The sequence below is a fragment of the Enterococcus sp. DIV1307a genome (assembly GCF_050537425.1).
GTDB lineage: Bacteria > Bacillota > Bacilli > Lactobacillales > Enterococcaceae > Enterococcus > Enterococcus faecalis.
The window spans coordinates 999,439-1,016,240 of the sequence record NZ_CP172914.1 but is presented as its reverse complement, the minus strand read 5'-3'; the positions used below and the strand labels follow the sequence as shown (position 1 = coordinate 1,016,240).

The 16,802-nt window shown below is 36.5% G+C and carries 14 protein-coding genes; all 14 read right to left on the bottom strand.

All coding sequences use genetic code 11. The features are described from left to right. Positions 1-40: 40 nt before the first annotated feature. The gene (locus IGL90_RS04970; protein ID WP_002357899.1) at positions 41-1,639 is read right to left on the bottom strand and encodes an ABC transporter substrate-binding protein; all 1,599 of its coding nucleotides are present in this window, start codon (positions 1,637-1,639) and stop codon (positions 41-43) included. Positions 1,640-1,656: 17 nt separating this feature from the next. After that, a complete protein-coding gene (locus IGL90_RS04965) occupies positions 1,657-2,538 on the bottom strand; it encodes a carbohydrate ABC transporter permease (protein WP_002357901.1) in 882 nt (293 codons plus the stop codon). Between the two features lie 14 nt (positions 2,539-2,552). Then, positions 2,553-3,464, bottom strand: a complete 912-nt coding sequence (locus IGL90_RS04960; protein WP_002382199.1) for an ABC transporter permease — start codon at positions 3,462-3,464, stop codon at positions 2,553-2,555. 291 nt (positions 3,465-3,755) lie between these two features. Further along, the gene (locus IGL90_RS04955) at positions 3,756-4,646 is read right to left on the bottom strand and encodes a metallophosphoesterase (RefSeq protein WP_025189357.1); all 891 of its coding nucleotides are present in this window, start codon (positions 4,644-4,646) and stop codon (positions 3,756-3,758) included. A 258-nt stretch (positions 4,647-4,904) separates the two neighbouring features. Then, positions 4,905-5,579, bottom strand: coding sequence for an AP2 domain-containing protein (locus IGL90_RS04950; protein WP_029655997.1), 675 nt, complete (start codon positions 5,577-5,579; stop codon positions 4,905-4,907). Then, a complete protein-coding gene (locus IGL90_RS04945) occupies positions 5,530-7,020 on the bottom strand; it encodes a helix-turn-helix domain-containing protein (protein ID WP_010712333.1) in 1,491 nt (496 codons plus the stop codon). The genes IGL90_RS04950 and IGL90_RS04945 overlap by 50 nt, the downstream gene beginning before the upstream one ends. 411 nt (positions 7,021-7,431) lie before the next feature. Further along, complete coding sequence (locus IGL90_RS04940) at positions 7,432-8,688, bottom strand: NADPH-dependent oxidoreductase (protein ID WP_002360528.1); 1,257 nt, start codon at positions 8,686-8,688, stop codon at positions 7,432-7,434. Positions 8,689-8,706: 18 nt separating this feature from the next. Next, positions 8,707-9,315, bottom strand: a complete 609-nt coding sequence (locus tag IGL90_RS04935) for an NADPH-dependent FMN reductase (RefSeq protein WP_002357907.1) — start codon at positions 9,313-9,315, stop codon at positions 8,707-8,709. A 26-nt stretch (positions 9,316-9,341) separates the two neighbouring features. Then, positions 9,342-10,277: an FAD:protein FMN transferase gene (locus IGL90_RS04930; RefSeq protein ID WP_053084806.1), complete on the bottom strand. Its 936-nt coding sequence runs from the start codon at positions 10,275-10,277 to the stop codon at positions 9,342-9,344. A 219-nt stretch (positions 10,278-10,496) separates the two neighbouring features. After that, positions 10,497-11,387 (bottom strand): helix-turn-helix domain-containing protein, encoded by an 891-nt coding sequence (locus tag IGL90_RS04925; RefSeq protein ID WP_002399965.1) that lies wholly within the window; start codon positions 11,385-11,387, stop codon positions 10,497-10,499. A gap of 184 nt (positions 11,388-11,571) precedes the next feature. Next, on the bottom strand, positions 11,572-12,900 hold the full coding sequence (locus IGL90_RS04920) for an amidohydrolase (protein WP_002403222.1): 1,329 nt from the start codon (positions 12,898-12,900) through the stop codon (positions 11,572-11,574). Beyond that, on the bottom strand, positions 12,884-14,668 hold the full coding sequence (locus tag IGL90_RS04915; protein WP_048737789.1) for an adenine deaminase: 1,785 nt from the start codon (positions 14,666-14,668) through the stop codon (positions 12,884-12,886). Before IGL90_RS04915 ends, IGL90_RS04920 begins: the two co-directional genes overlap by 17 nt. After that, positions 14,644-15,708, bottom strand: coding sequence for an ABC transporter substrate-binding protein (locus IGL90_RS04910; protein ID WP_048737787.1), 1,065 nt, complete (start codon positions 15,706-15,708; stop codon positions 14,644-14,646). The genes IGL90_RS04915 and IGL90_RS04910 overlap by 25 nt, the downstream gene beginning before the upstream one ends. Positions 15,709-15,734: 26 nt before the next feature. Beyond that, positions 15,735-16,775: an ABC transporter ATP-binding protein gene (locus tag IGL90_RS04905; RefSeq protein ID WP_002384674.1), complete on the bottom strand. Its 1,041-nt coding sequence runs from the start codon at positions 16,773-16,775 to the stop codon at positions 15,735-15,737. Positions 16,776-16,802 lie beyond the last annotated feature (27 nt).

Below are 16,802 nucleotides of genomic sequence, written 5' to 3'. Positions count from 1 at the left end.
GGATTTCTCGTTGCTTTATCCGCTTTTCTCTCCTCCTCTCTTACTTAAGTTTGTCTCTGTTTTCTGCCATTTTCTCAGATTTTATTTTTTCAATTGCATCCCATTTATTTGATTTTAAGAATGCTTTGTAGTCTTCTAAAGATTTGTCAAAGGCTTTATCATCTTTCGCACGAATCATTGAAATAACGGTTGTATTTAGTTTGGTTTCAATCGCTTCATTCGCCCGAGCTTCCGGCGTTCCCGCATCTGGATTAATATTTTCAATTACGAAATGTGGGACTAATTTTCCTTTGCCCCATTCTTGCATTTGCGTTAAAGCACTTTCCATTGGCACTTTTAGTTTATTAACACGGTCATTGTTAAAGTATAGGAAACGACTAATGCCATATTTTTTGTTGTAGGCATCATTGTCTGTTTGTTCTAATTTTTTCACTTCTGGTAAATAATCAATTTTCCCTTGATCATTGTACGCATAAGTAACTCCTTCAACGCCATATTTTGTTAAAATTTGTCCCGGTTCATCAATTAAATATGTGAATAGTTGAGTGACTTTCGCTGGATCTTTCGCATCTTTCGTAATGTAATTACTTAACCAACCTGAAATGCCGGTTTGATTTAATGTTGGTTTTCGGCCAGAAGTACTACTTGGTCCATCAATGGCTATATAACGTGTGCCAGATTTTTTCATAAATTCTGTAAAGTTTCCACCTTGACCACTAGTTCCAGCAACGAGCATGGTTGCATAATTTCCTTGTTTCACTTTTTCATCAAACGTTGCTCCATCATCTGTGAAGCTATCATCACTAATATTGCCTGCTCGGTAAACATCATTAAATGTTTTTAACCATTCTAAGTATTCTTTATCTAAATTTCGATCATAGTATTTACCATTTTTATCCTCTAAAGGAACACCTAAGAAGTCTTGTAATTTGTCTAAAAATGGTCCTGCACCATCGCCCACTGTGGTGAAGCCCATTGGGGTCATCTCAGGATATTTTTCTTTAATCTGTTGCATGACTTTTTCAAAATTTTCTGGTGTTGAAACGTCTGGCTTGCCTAATGCATTATAGACATCTTCACGAATAACAAAATTATCATTTACTGGGATATTTCCACTTTCATAATCCGCTTTTGTATTAGAGTAATTAGGATAACCATATGTTTTTCCATCCTCTAAGGCATACCATTTAAACGTATCTTGGTTAACAACTTTCATTAAATAGGGGTCATATTTTTTAGCTAAATCGTTTAAAGAATAGGCCCAAGAATCTGCTTTCAATGCTGCTTGTCCAGTTTTTTCAGTTAATGTCACGATATCAGGCATATCTCCACTTGAAATCATGGCATTTAATTTTGAATCATCGCCGGAAATAAATTCAATATCCACATTTAAATCTTTTTTAATCTGCGCAGTGGTCACATCTTTTCCAAAAGGCAATGCCGTCCAATCTGAGTTAATATACCATTTAATCTTGGTCGGTTCTTTCTTCTTATCTAACTTCCAAGCAGGCGTCTTTTCATCTAATTCATACCGATCCTTAATTGAGACATCTGAGCTAGCTTTCTTTTCCCCACCGCTACAGGCCGCTAAACTAACGACCGCCGTTGCCACCAATAAACCGCCTAAAACTTTTTTCATATTGTTCCCTACTTTCTTTATTCTTTTACTGCACCGGCCATCATACCGCCGATAAAGTGTTTTTGTAGTAATGGATAAATGATTAAAATTGGTATCGTTGTAATGACAATTGTTGCCAGCTGAACACCACGTGTCGTTGCCTGCACCACCATATCTGTACTGCCGCTCTCTGTCATGGTACTCAAGTTTGATTGAACAATAATTTCATAAATTTTCATCTGCAATGGATACAGATATTCTTTGGTAATATATAATTTCGTGGTCATAAAGTCATTCCATTGACCTACCCCATTAAATAAAATAATGGTGGCTAATGCCGGTTTTGTTAAAGGTAAAAAGATTTTATAAAAAATTTGAAACTCACTGGCGCCGTCTATTTTGGCGGATTCTTCTAAAGATGGTGGAATTTCTCGGAAAAAGTTCATTAAGATAACTACATCATAATAGCTAAATAAAGCTGGAATGATATATACCCAGAAGGTATCTAAGAGTCCTAATGACTTAATCAAAAGATACGTGGGAATCATGCCCCCACCAAAGTACATTGTAATGACACCCATCGTTGTATAAATGTTACGCCCGACTAGTCTAGATTTACTAAGTCCATAGGCGACAATTGCACAGAACAGCGTATGCGTCGACGCACCGATGACTGTTTTTAAAACAGAAATCAAAAACGCTCGCGGAATGCTACTATCCGAAAAAACTTTCCGATAATTTTCTAGCGTAAATCCTTTCGGCCATAAAACCAAGCCTTTACCGGCTAAACCCGAACTTGACGAAACTGAGGAAACTAAAATATTCCAAATTGGCACGATAATTAATAAAGAAAACAACACAAGAATTAACGTATTGAAAAAGTAAAACCATTTGTTTTCTTTTGATTTTCTTTTAATCACAGCTGTTGCCTCCTTTATAAAATAACCGACCGACCATTGTTCATTTTTCTAGTAATGCGATCTGTAATGACTAATAAAACAATTGAAATAACAGAAATCCCTAAACCAACTGCCGTCGCATAAGAAAAGTCCCCTTGCGTTAGCCCCATACGATAAACAAATGAATTAATTACTTCTGATTTGTTTTGGTTTTGAGCATTCATTAAAACCAACGTTTGATCTAAGTTCGATCCCAATAAACCGCTAACATTTAGAATTAAGTTCAACGAAATAATCGGCGCTAATAAGGGCAAAGTAATCGTTCGGATTTGTGTTAATTTTGAAGCACCATCAATTCTCGCGGCTTCATAAAACGTTGGATCAATGCGAGACATGCCAGCAAGATAGAGAATCGTTCCCCAACCTACTTCTTTCCACAAATCAGAAAGAACAGCAATCCACCAATACTTATCAGGATCTAACAAATGATTGACGCCCTGATTCATTAAGCCTAACGACATCATGACTTGGTTGATAAAGCCATTTGTTGAAAGCCACGAAATCAACATCCCACCTAAAACGATCCAAGAAAAAAAGTGCGGAATATAAGAAATCGTCTGAATCACTTTTTTCAAATGTCCATCTCTCATTTCAAAAATCATTACCGCTAAGATAATCGGAATAGCGAATCCTAAAAAAAGTTTCATTAAACTAATCGCTAAGGTATTACGAACTGCTTCCCAAAAAAAACTATCTTCCATAATGATTCGAAAATTTTCAAGTCCAACCCATGGTGCAGAAGAAACCGTATCAACAATCGTATAATTTTTAAAAGCAATGATAATTCCATAAATTGGAATGTAGTTAAAGACAATCATGAATGCTACACCCGGAAGTACCATCCAATGCAATTGCCGCTGATCATAAAACTTTTTTAGTTTTTTCATAAGCAGGGTTCCTTTCTTTTTAGTGAAACGTTTCTACAAACAGATTATACATTCACTTCAAACGGTTGTAAACCCTTACATTATGGTTTTGTTTAAAAATAACAGCATTAAAAAGCGCTATAGACCATTTATAAAGAAATTATTTTCCCTGCTTCTTTTTCCATAAAAATACTCTTTTCTAGATATTTTAAAGCATTTTATAGAAACGTTTCACCAAAATATGAGCATCTTTTTCTTAAAAATAATTCTGTTAAATAACAGAAAAAAGTCTGGTCGGATTGACCAGACTTTTTAAATATAGATAGTAAAATGTGTAATTTCAGGGATCACCCCAAAACGGGCATGAATGGCGGTCGTTCCTAAGCCTGTATTAACATATAGTTGCGTTTCTTGGTCCAACTGATACAATCCTCTGGTATATTTTTCTGCTAAAACATTTGTGATTGGATAAAAAGGAATCCAAATTTGTCCGCCATGGCTATGTCCTGCTAAAACTAACTGTGTACCCGTACCAACAAATGCATCCGCGACATCTGGTTCATGGGTCATTAATAACGCATAGTCATACGTTTCTCGATAGGACAATGTTTCTGAAACGGAAGGATTTCCTAATAACGAGTCATCTAAACCACCAATAAAAAGACGGCGTCCATCTGCTAAGGTTACTGTTTCTCCTTGGTTTTTCATAACGGTAAAGCCACTGGCCTCCATGACTTCATCATACACCGCAGAAGCACCGCCACCGTAATCATGATTTCCCCAAACTGCATATTTTCCAATTGTCGCTTGCAACTGTTTTAATTTTTCAATCATCGGTTCTTTTTGTTGCGGATTTTTGGCATAATTGTCAAATAAATCACCTGTAAAAACGATAATATCTGGTTTTTCACGATTGACTTTTTTTATGACTTTATCTAACCGCTTCGTCTCATAAAATTCTGAAACTTGTATATCCGAAAGTTGCACAACATTCAATGGTTCTCGTTGATTTTTCTTTCCCAAAGTCACCTGATTAACGTGAACTAAATTCGGCTCAATCTTCCACGCATAGATTGGGAGTGCGATAATTAAGAAAAAAAATAAGAGCATTATACTTAAACCAATTTTTTTAACCACATCACTCGCTCCTTTCTTTTCTTTGATTTCCGAAAACTTAGTATAGAGAAAAATCTTCTTAACCACAATCTAAAACAAAGGAAATTAAGGCTTTGTTAAACAACCTAAAGAATTTCCACAATCTCTTATCCTTTTCTTAGCTTTTTTATAAAAAAAAGCTAGATAATTTCATCTGTCGATGAAATTATCTAGCTAGAACATTCTTCTCTTAATGATGATGTTTTCGAAACGTTTGATAACCAATTAAGCAAAATAAAATCCCCAATAAAATCATTCCAGTTACTGAAAATAAGCCTGCTAACATCTTTCGCATCCTCTCTGTTGCTAAACTTCCTTATTTGTAGTCACTATTTCTTGTTTTAAAATTGGTTGAAATAGACGACGTTCTGCTAATTTTCTTGCTAAAATTGCTTCACTTTTTTCCGTAAAGATACCTAAGTTATGGCGCTTGCCTTTCAAAGAGATATAAGCCAGCCATTTCCCAGAAGCGGTCTGGCTCACTCCTTTGTGTCCGCTGCTATTATTTTTAGGGCGTTTACTTTGCAACTTCCCTGGAATTACGCCAGCAACTCTTTGTCGGTAATCCTTCTTTTTACGATGACCGCAACTTTTGGTATGACCATTCAACAAATTTTCACAGCGAACCCAGCAAGATTGTCCGCATGAACACAGACAATACGCTTTCATTGTCTGATGAATACTTTCGATCCGTACCACGACTAATTCATGATAGTTTTTTTTCAACATTGTTTGATAGCGATGGTGCGCACATTTGGTTCGATATCCACGAATTAGTTGTCTTCTTGAAGCTTCTGTATAGCTCCCACAAGAACAGCGACAGGCCCAAACAATTAGCCCTTCTTTTCTTTTTGCCGTTGGTGCTACTACTGTCAACTCACCAAACTTTTGACCAGTTAAGTCTTTATAGTTACCTGCTTGTCTCAATTGACTATCCTTCGTATTCTTGTTCTCGCCACATCTCGATTGGGTTTCTCTCATAGTGCTCATTTTTCTGAGTCTCTCCCTTTCTTAGTTCTCTGACCACCTCAGCAAATACTTGCCAATCTTTTGTTTCCGGCAAATGACGCCATGTCAATTGACGACACCGTACTTTCGAACTATAAAAATCGGACAAATACAAATCGGTTTCTAAGGTTAATTTGTGATCAATCATGACATCCATATAATTGAAAGAAGCAATAATTTTTGCAATAAAGCGGTTATAATCCTCCCCACCAGAAAAATCAACAAATACATGAATCGTTTTTTCAATTGCGCAAAAAGACCGATCATTTAACAAACAAAACATAAAATCATAATATAGATGCACGCGTTCATACATTAAAAATCGTTTTTGATGCAGCGACTCTGTCTTTTGTATAAAACCATCTAAGGCGCGATGAATTTGAGGAAACCGCTCTTCAAAGAAACTGCTCTGCTTGGCGGGAATAAATGCAGCCACTGAAAAATATAGGCGGTCCCAGCGATAACAAATCAACTTTAATTTTTCTTTTGTTTCCACCGTAATTCGCTTTTCAAAGAAAGGAATAACACTATTCATATGATCAATAAATTCGTCTAACATGGTTAACTTATCTGGAAAAACAATCGGACTATCAATGTATTCATTTAAACTTAAAAAAAGAAAAATATATGAAGTCTCTTTGCCAAAATCCTCTTTAAAAAGAGGTGTTTCGCTTGTATAGATTTTTTCAAACGCGTGCTGTAAACAGCTAGGCACATGAACTTCCGTAAAAGAGTCCACTACATGATCAGAAAACACACGAAAACGTTGGATCGTTAAAAGAATAAATAGTTGTGCGCTTTGATTAAGACTAAACGTTTTTTGATACATCAGTTGTAAATCGTTTATAAATCGTTTAATGCCAGGACTATTTTCCATCAAAATGTTAGGCAGCCTTTCTTGATTACTTCCATAAAAATAATACAAGCATTGAAAACAAAAACTTCGGATATTTTTCTCTTCTCCAACCAAGCCTGTTGACTTTAATTTAATACGCCAATTAGCTAAAATCAGATTTAGCTTATACGAGAAGGCATAAATTTTGCTTTTGCTCATAAAATGAATTTGAGAAAATTCTTGAATCGTGTGCTTTTGATAGAGGCCCACATCAAGAAGCAACTTGGCCATTAGTGATTGATCAAAATAATATTTTCTTAAGGCTTGATAATCAATTTGCGATAATTTTTGCGCACTAATCAGTCCTTTAGCTGGAAAAAGAATTTGACTTCTTGAAGAAATCTGTGTACATTCATAATTTATTTGACGGCACAACGATTCTAACTTTTGAGTGGATAAATCAAAATATCCATAAAATTCTTCTTTTAATAATGGACCTTCACTATTCATAAAAGTTTGATAAATAAGTAATTTATCTCGGAATTCTTGGTCTAATAATTCATCTAACAAAGTAGTCACATTTTCAACTCCAAACTATCACGCCTTAAGTATCTATTTTTTTAACAAGACGTGAGTGTCAATCTTGCTTATTTTTTCCACAAATTTAAAAATGATTCTTTCGATATTTAGGAATCTTCATAGAAAAGTATTATTTTAACCAAAAAAAGCCCCCTTGCGTCACCAAGGAGGCTTTTTTTGTTATTTTTTTACTTTAAATTTAAAGAAAAGCTGATTTGTTTGACTAATTTTCTGTTTCTTTTCTAGCCTATTCATCAAAAATGATTGAAACTTTTGGTTCGTCTTCTATACTATCTTCCTATAAAGTTCTTACTCTTTTAAGTATCAGCTTCTGTCAATAAAAGTCCTCATTTGGCATTGCTAATCTGAATACAGTATGACTACTTGTTGCCGCTATTTTTTGCTGTTATTTTACTCTTTAATCGAAGCACTGGAAACGCTGTCAACTGTTGGCTTTTCGGTCGCTGACTCTTCTTCATGGACTGATGCACTTGAGACACTATCTGCCGTTTCTGGCGCTTCTTTTTTGGAGGCACCACTGACTGCATCGACGTTTTTTCCACCGACTAATTCTTGCCCAGTTTGTTTTAAATACCAATCAACAATTGGTTTAAAGTCTAAAATATACTCATTAATTCCCGCGTAATTTCCATTATCATCATACATCGCTTGATAGTTATGCACTACATAGGTATCTGGTCCGTGCATTGGAACATGAACGCGAATAGCATCTGTTTTTCCTGACCGTAATTGTTGAATCACCCATTCTACATTTTTCAATGCTTTTGGTGGATGGCAATTCGCTAATGGATTACCAACTTGTCCTGGTTGCCGTTTAGCAAACATTTCTTCAGCAGCCATTTTTTTATTGTAATATAAAAATTGATTGTTACTGTCTGCATAAGTCAATTCCATTGGCATTGATTTTAAGAAATAATTTAGCTGATCTACGGTTAAAATGCCTCGATCTAATTTTACGTATGTGTCGCCTTCCACAGCCTGAACCGCTTCTGCTGCTTGTTCTACCCAATCATCTGCTGCCATATCAACCCCTTCGATCGTTGTTTCAATGGTTCCTTTTGCATGTAAATCTTCAGGTAAGTCTTTTGGCTTAGCCCCTTCTAATTTTGAAATCACATCAATGAATTCCACGAATTTTTGTAATGTGCTTTCTAAAAATTGACGTGTTCCCTCCGCAATTAAGTTGCCGTTTTCATCAAATGCTTCTTTCGCTTTCCCTAATAAAAACTCGTTCCCAGGCATCACGATTGCATTGACACCAGGTGCATCAAGAATTTGACGGAGATGTAATTGCGCACGCGAGGTTCCTTGATCATAATAAGAGCAACCAACAATCATTACTGGTTTATTTTCCAGCGGATGAATTTTGAAAGATAACCATTCTAACACACTTTTCAAACCGGCAGGAATGGTATGGTTATGTTCGGGCGTCGCAATAATTACGCCGTCTGCTTGTAAAATTTTGCGATTCATATTCTGAATCAAGACACTGTTCGTTTGATCCTTACTTTGATTAAACATTGGAATATCTTTAATTTCTAGAATTTCCAAGTCGAACATTTTATAAAACTCTTTGCCAATATATTGCAGTAGTAACCGATTATAAGAAGAATCAGCGTTTGATCCGACAATCCCAATTAATTTCATTTTATTCACTCCATTTCGTTAAATCGTTTCCCATGAGAAATTTTCTGCTTCTTTTTTATTTTGCGCATGCGCATGTTTCAGCTGTTCTGTAATTTCAATAAATACACAAAAATCTGCAAACAAACCAGCTAGTTTATCTATTTGTTCTGAATCTTTTAACGCATTGTTTTCATCAAAAGCTTGTAAGGAATGCGCTAATAGAAATTCAGAGCTTGGCATAATTCGTGCTTTCAATTCAGGAGCATCTAAAATTTGACGCAGATGCGCTTGTGCTCTAGAGGAACCTAACGTGCCATAGGATGCACCAGTAATCATAACTGGTTTATCAACAAACGGAAAAATCCCGTAAGATAACCAACTTAGGGCATTCATCAAAGAAGCCGGCACCGCATGGTCATATTCAGGCGTACTGATAATGACGCCATCTGCTGCTTCAATTTTTTCAGCAACCGTTTTAACTATTTCTGGCAAAACTTTGTCTTCTGGCTTGTTAAACATAGGAAAGTCAACAATTTCAACTAGTTCAATGTCAGCCTCCTGCGCAAAATAGTGTTGCATAAATTGCAAAAGTTGACGATTGGTTGATTGCTCTGAGTTCGTTCCTACTAAGCCGATAATTTTTTTCATAATGAGCTGTCCTTCCTTTTTCGGTTCTATGAATTGATAATGTGAAGAGTATCTGCTAACCCACTGCTATATAAAATTTGCTGGTCTTGTGTAATGATGACTCCTTCAATCCCATCTAGTTGATTGAGGATTTCAAGCGCTTCTGGAATTGGATAACCAAATAAACGCGTTGTCCAAATCTCACCATCCACTGAAGCATCCGAGATAATTGTGAGGCTGGCCATTTCAGTTTCCAATGGGTAACCGGTTGTCGGATCCAACAAATGGTGATAGACTCGCCCAGCTTCGGTTAAACTTCTTTCATAAATACCCGACGTCACAACCGATTGATTAGCCACTTCGACAAGTAAGCTGATTGTTTCTCTGGATTCTTGCGGATTGCGAATACCAATTCGCCATTTTTTGTTTTGATGCGTAGAGGGCCCCAACGTCACAATATTGCCGCCCAGATTAATCAAAGCAGACGTCACATGGACTTCTTTCAAATAGGCAATTAGTAAATCAGCGATATAGCCTTTTGCTAAAGCCCCCAGATCTAATTTCATTCCTTCTTCTTCCAAAAAAACCGTTTGTTTTAAGGGATTTAAGTGAATCTTTTCTGGATTAATTTTTTTCAAACAGGCTTTAATTTCCTCTTCTGACGGGACACGGGCATCTTTAAAACCGATTCGCCACGTTTGAACTAACGGGCCAATGGTAACATTCAAATGACTAGCTGGATCACAACTATGTTTTTTCCCTAATGCAATTAATTGATACAACTCTGGATGAACGCTGACTGGTTTTTTCCCAGCTTGTTGATTGACAGCCATCAGTTCCGAAGTTGAATCATTTGCACTAAAGCGTTGTTCATAAGTGATCAATCGTTGATGCACTTCTTCTAGAATTTTTTCAGGTTCTTCATGGTCTACAAATACATCTATTACTGTGCCCATCAAATAAATAGTTTGACTTTGTTGCACCTCAAGACTTCCTCTCCACGAAAGATTGTGCTTTATTTCACATTTATTCACAAATGAATCATACGCCTTTATTTGATGTCAGTCAAGTCGTTTATATATTTTTTTATATAAAATAACGACCTTAAAATTTTCATTTAAGGTCGTAATGTGTCTTGAACTCTTTTAAAAAACGCTTTTTTTATTATATTTTTAAAATAAATATATAATTTTCTATATAAACTAATTCCCCTTAGATAAAATTGTTTCTTTCAATGTTTGAATTGCTTCCAACAAGATGCGATTTTTATTGATTTTTGCATACGCGCGGGCATCTTGTAGTAGTTCTAAAATTTGCTCTTGCGGCTTTTCTTCAGCTAAGGCATTTTTCGCAAGCTGGAAAGCTGCTCTTGCCAAGTAATACGTGACGTGATTATCAGAACAGATGGAAATCGCATACTCTAACAAAGCATCACTTGTTTCTAAATCGCCTTTTTCTGCATAAAAAACACCACAGTGAAAGACAACATTTAATACTCGCCAAGTATCTTCCATTGATTGAATAGTATAAAGATAAATTTCCTTGAAGACCTTATTGAAATAAAATTCGGCTTTCTCAATTTCGCCTTCTTTGGCATAGGCCATGCCAATTCCAGTAAAAGCTAACAAACGGTAAATATCGCTCGTGTATTTTTGCTCTTCAAATAGAAGTTTTTCAAAGGTAAATAAGCAATCCATCAACGAAGCATTTTGAAAAATCATGACAAAGCCTTGTAAATAATAATATTCTAATAACAGTTGGGAATCTTTGATTTCATCAAAAGGAATATTTTTTAAAATTGTTTGCAATTGGTCATGTTCGCTGGTAATCAAGAAGAATTCTGCTTCTTCCATTTTTTCAAGAATTTCAGGTTGTTTAATCCCTACGCGCGGGAAGAGTTCCCCCAAAGGTAGCTCTAAACGATTACATAGTTGGATCAATATTTTTAAAGTTGGGACTTGACCATTCTTTTCAAAGCGACTAACCGTAACTTGCGTACAAATCCCTTTAGCCAATTCACTTTGCGACAAACCACGTGCTTTGCGTTTTTCTATAAACCGTTGTATATTCATTGCTTTTCCTCTCATTCTCATCTTCTCAAACTTACTATAATACAACTTACCTTAAAAATATATATAGAAAAAGAAAAATGTTTATAACAAAAAAGAACACAGACAACTCTTTCATTAAAAGTTTGTCTGCGCTCTATTAGAACCTGAATCACTAAACGTCAATCCAGCGTTATTTAATCAATCCGATACGTCATACTTGCTTTGTTTAGAGAGCAGCTCTTTTTTTAGCTTCTTTCACAAACGTATTCATGGCCTGATATAATTTTTCCTTGATTTCTTTGAGATTAGCTTGTTGTAATTCTTTATTGGCAACTAACTGTTGACCGTTCACCCAAACGGCTTCAACATTGCTAGCATTTGCTGAATAAACCAACGCTGAATAGGCATCAAAAATCGGAAACATATTAACTGATTGCGTTTCAATTAATGTTATATCCGCTTTTTTGCCCACTTCCAATGAACCGACTTGCTCCGCCAAGCCTAACGTTTTAGCGCCCCCCATCGTTGCCAGATAAACAATTTCTTTCGCAGGAAACAAAGAGCGATCTTGGTGTGCTGTCTTATGAAAATTCGCAACCATGCGCATTTGGGTGAATAAATCTAATGTATTCCCACTACTAGGTCCATCCGTGCCTAAACCGACAATAATCCCTTGATCAAGCATTTGCTTAATCGGCGCTACGCCTTTGGCTGATTTAGTATTCGCACCGATACAATGAGCGACACGCGCTTTTCCATTAGTAGCAGCTAAACTCGCAAGATCTTCATCTGTTGCCAAAATACAATGAGCTAAAATAAACGGCTCGCTCAAATAACCCAGTTCTTCTAAGAAAGCAATTGGTGTTTTTTGATAGGCTTTTTCAAACTCAGCCATTTCGTAAGTCATTTCAGCAACGTGCATGGTCACAGGAACTTGGTATCGCCGACTAAGTTCAATAATTTTTGCCAACACTTCTGGTGAGTTGGTATTCGGTGCATGTGGCGCAAGTATAGGCGTAATCAACGGATGGCCTTGCCACTTGCGAATAAAGGTTTCCGCGTAAAAAAGACCGCCTGAAGGCTCCGGACTATCACAAGTGGGCATATCAATGATCGTCTCTCCGAGCAAAGCACGAACACTCATTTTTTCACAACTTTTAGCAATTTCATCTTCAAAATAATACATATCACAGAAGCTCGTAATACCACTCAGTAACATTTCGGCAATTGCATAATCACTACTGCATCCTACTAATTCTTTTGTCATGAATTGTTCTAATGGAAAAAGAAAACGCCGGAGTCGATCTGGCACATCGTCTCCTAACGAACGAAACGGAATCATGCCTACATGGGTATGGGTGTTAATCATCCCAGGCATTAAAATTCCATTTTGACCATCGATTACTTGATTTGCAGCCATTCGCTTTTCATCAAGTGTGGTCATTGGTGCTAATTCAACAATTGTGTCTTCTTCAATCACTAAATAGCCGGCTTTGATTTCTGAAAATTGCTCATCCATTGTTAGTATATGCACATTTTTAATGAGTGTTTTCATGCAAAAGAACTCCATCCTCTGGAAAAACTAATGGATAGAAACGTTGTGACTTCGTATCCATCATCCCAAAATCTGTCACTTTAATGGCTGGCGAGACAGGCAATGATAGTGTAGAAAAGGACATGATTTCATTCATATTTTGATAGCCTAACGCTTGCATAGCTTGTCGGACTTTTTGTAAAGAAGCGCCTAATTGTTCAATCGGTGCTTGCGATAAAATCCCACCAATTGGTAAAGGACAAGTTGCCATCACTTGCTGATCCGAAGCAACCAAATAGCCGCCTTGCATCGCTAATAATTCATTCTGCGCTAATAAAATATCCTCAATCGTATTACCCATCACCATTAAATTATGATGATCATGGGCCCAGGTTGTCGCAATGGCTCCTTTCTCGGAAAGGGGTTGATCCATTAAAGAAAAAGAAATATTGCCATTTTTTCCGTAACGTTCCATCACAATTAATAAGGCACAGTTGGCTTTTTGCCATTGCAACAATCCATTTTCAACAGGAATTTCTTTTGTAATTCGCTCTGTAAATGTGCCAATTTCTTGTTTTTGAATCACATTACAACGAACTGTTTCTTTTGTTGTAGCCACCTTTAAAAGTAGATCTTCTTCTGTTAACTTTTTACATTGGATGGTTTGTTGATAAGTGGCTGGAAACTCTTCGATTTTTTCTGGATAATGGAAGGGCTCGCCTTTTTCAAAAACGACCTTTCCAGATTTATAAACCGTATTAATATCAAAACTTTCTAAGTCATTTAATAACAAAAAGTCAGCTTTTTTACCAGGTGCAATTTCGCCACGATCATGGAGACCCATTCGTTTGGCCGGCGTATAAGTTGCCATATAAATGGCTTTTTCGATAGGCAACCCTGCTTGAACGGCTTTTTTGACATTTTCATTTAGATGACCTTTTAGCAAATCATCAGCCATCACGTCATCCGTGATAATACTTGCATAATTGTAGAAGTCATTGTCTACTATCACCTGAATGTTTTCAGGAGTGATTGATTTATTTTGAAATTGAATAAAGACGCCCGCTTCAATTTTTTCTTTTAACGTTTTAGGAAATTGATGGGTATGATCTGAAGTGATACCGCTATATAGAAAATCTGCTAACTCTTGATCTTCGATTTTAGGACAGTGGCCTTCTAAAGGCATGGTTGGTCGTTGTTTTTGGCACAAATCGATAATTTGACGAATTAAAGAATCTGGCTCATAGGAAATCCCTTTAAAATTCATGGCTTCCCCTAAACAAATCACTTTTGGTTCTTTGAGTAATTCTGCTACTTCTGCTAAGCCGATAATCCCACCAGTTGTTTCTAATTCGGGAGTGGTCGAAGGAACCGAGGAAGGAATTGCGTGAAAGATATCTAGTTCTGTTTCAGCGGCCATAAAAGCTTTTAAGCCTTCTAAGCCAAATACATTAGCCATTTCATGGGCATCGGCAATCACCGTTGTCACACCGTAACGCACTACTGCTTTGGAAAAAATAGTAGGTGTCGTCATGGAACTTTCAATATGCATGTGTGCATCAATTAAGCCGGGAATCATCCATTGATTCTCGGCATTAATTGTTTTTTTGGGCTGCAAATTGACGTTCTCTTCTTCATAAACGTAATAAAATTTATCATTTTTAATCGCAACATTTCGTTGAACGAATGTTTGAGTAACTGTTTGATACAGCCACACATTTTTTAGTAGTACATCGACGTTCATTTTGTCCCTCTTTTCTAAAACTATTGATTCATCGTCCGGTTCCATTGATCAATCCAATCCGCTAGTTGACTATTAATAAAATTAAAATCGACTGTTTTGGCACGTTCGGCAATGGCACCATATGTTTTATTTTTCGCTTCTTTTTCGCTTAGCGTTACTTGTTGATTTGTAGGTCCTTCATTTAATGAAATCGCTTTGGCCTTTTGTGATTCTTCACTAATCCGTGCGTTAACAAATTTAAAGGCGGTTTCTTTGTTTTGTGCTTTTTTAGGAATATTGACTGTATTATAGTTGGCATACGTGCCGCTTTCTGGGACGACATACATCACGTTTTCTGCTGCGCCTTGAATAATATCAACCGCAAAATCAGCAACCACAGCTGCTTCAATTTCACCAGATTGGAACATATTAGCTAAGTCTGACGATTTTGAATACGTTTTAACAACGTTTGGTTTTAATTCTTTCATCGCTTCAAAAGCGGCCTTCCCGTTATCTTTTGTAATATCTTGACCAACATGTTCACTAGCAACGTATAACATTAAAGGACCTGCCGTCGTGGCAACGTCTGGAACAGAAATTTTACCTTTCAAATCAGCTGACCATAAGTCATCCCAGTTCTTAATTTCTTTGCCTAATTTTTCTTTGTTGTAAACAATCCCGATACTGTTTACAGCGATTGGTACGCCAGCACCACTTTCAAAAACCTCTTTTGCTCCTGGTGTTAACTGACTTAAATTAGGTACTTCTTTTTCTGTAATTTTTTCAAATAACCCTTCTTTTCCACCTTGTGCAGCATTTGCTTGTGCTAATTCAATGACATCAATTCCCGCATTGGGATTATTTTTTAATTTCGTAAAGCGGTCTGCGCTATTGCCTACTTCTAAGGTAACTTTCGCTTCATTCTCTTTTTCAAACGGAGTGATAATATCTTTTTTGACAATATCTTCACTTAATCCGAAAGTTGAAACGACTAAAGCATTACTTCCACCTTTGCTCTCGCTTTTCGTAGTTGCTTCGCTGTTTCCACAAGCAGTCATTAATAACGTTGCAGCGACTAATGTCCCTAAAATTACGCGTTTTTTCATTTTTAAATCTTCCTCCAAAATGGTTTTTATTTTTCTAAAATAACTAATTTCTCAGCTGGAAAAGCCAAGTGAATGGTTTCGTTTGTTTCATATAACTGTTCACTTGTTCCATTAACCAGCAATGTACCTAACGCTGTTTCCACTTCATATTGATAGCTTTTCCCTAAAAATGTTCGGACAGCGACAGTACCTGCGACAGTATTAGTAGCAGCTTCTGAAACAATCTCAATGTCCTCTGGACGAATCGTTGCCACCGTCGTTGTAACATTTGGTTCAGGATTAGTCGTTTTCACTATTTGATTTGTTTGTGTCCGATAATGACCGGCTTCCATTTTTTCGACAGAGAAAAAGTTTTCAAAACCGATAAATTCAGCGACAAACTTAGTACGAGGCAAACGATAAATCGTTTCTGGTGAATCATATTGTTCAATCACGCCATTATTCATAATGGCCACTTTATCTGAAATAGAAAAACATTCTTCTTGGTCATGTGTGACAAAAACTGTCGTAATGCCTAATTGTTGTTGAATCCGTTTGATTTCAATCCTCATTGCTACTCGCAATTTTGCATCTAAATTACTCAACGGTTCATCTAGTAGTAATAGTTTAGGTTCAATAATCAGAGCACGTGCTAGCGCAACCCGCTGTCTTTGACCACCAGATAATTGTTTTGGATAACGGTCGCCCAAGCTTTCTAAACCGCATACTTTTAGCATTTCCGTGACTTTTTGGTCCATGGTTTGTTTGCTTTCTTTGCGTAATTTCAACCCAAAAGCGACATTTTCTGCAATCGTTAAATGAGGGAATAACGCATAACTTTGAAAAACCATCCCGAAGTTTCTTTTATGGACAGGAACCTTTGTTAGTTCTTCTTGATCAACGAAAAACTGTCCGTCGTTTGGCTTAATTAATCCAGCAATCACTCTTAGCGTAGTCGTTTTACCACAACCACTCGGTCCTAATAAAGAAACTAACTCTCCTTTTTCCATTGAAATATTTAAATCTTTTAAAATATCTTGTTTTCCGTCATAGCTGACGCGAATATCTTTTAAATCCACAAAAGTCAAAATTTTCTCCTCTTTCTATCTCGTGCT

What these genes read in the sequence shown, in the direction of transcription:
- IGL90_RS04920 (WP_002403222.1), bottom strand. Translation starts at nt 12,900, where the DNA reads ATGAAAACACTCATTAAAAATGTGCATATACTAACAATGGATGAGCAA.
- IGL90_RS04940 (WP_002360528.1), bottom strand. Translation starts at nt 8,688, where the DNA reads ATGAAATTAATTGGGATTGTCGGATCAAACGCTGATTCTTCTTATAAT.
- IGL90_RS04960 (WP_002382199.1), bottom strand. Translation starts at nt 3,464, where the DNA reads ATGAAAAAACTAAAAAAGTTTTATGATCAGCGGCAATTGCATTGGATG.
- IGL90_RS04970 (WP_002357899.1), bottom strand. Translation starts at nt 1,639, where the DNA reads ATGAAAAAAGTTTTAGGCGGTTTATTGGTGGCAACGGCGGTCGTTAGT.
- IGL90_RS04915 (WP_048737789.1), bottom strand. Translation starts at nt 14,668, where the DNA reads ATGGAACCGGACGATGAATCAATAGTTTTAGAAAAGAGGGACAAAATG.
- IGL90_RS04950 (WP_029655997.1), bottom strand. Translation starts at nt 5,579, where the DNA reads ATGAGAGAAACCCAATCGAGATGTGGCGAGAACAAGAATACGAAGGAT.
- IGL90_RS04910 (WP_048737787.1), bottom strand. Translation starts at nt 15,708, where the DNA reads ATGAAAAAACGCGTAATTTTAGGGACATTAGTCGCTGCAACGTTATTA.
- IGL90_RS04935 (WP_002357907.1), bottom strand. Translation starts at nt 9,315, where the DNA reads ATGAAAAAAATTATCGGCTTAGTAGGAACGAACTCAGAGCAATCAACC.
- IGL90_RS04925 (WP_002399965.1), bottom strand. Translation starts at nt 11,387, where the DNA reads ATGAGAATGAGAGGAAAAGCAATGAATATACAACGGTTTATAGAAAAA.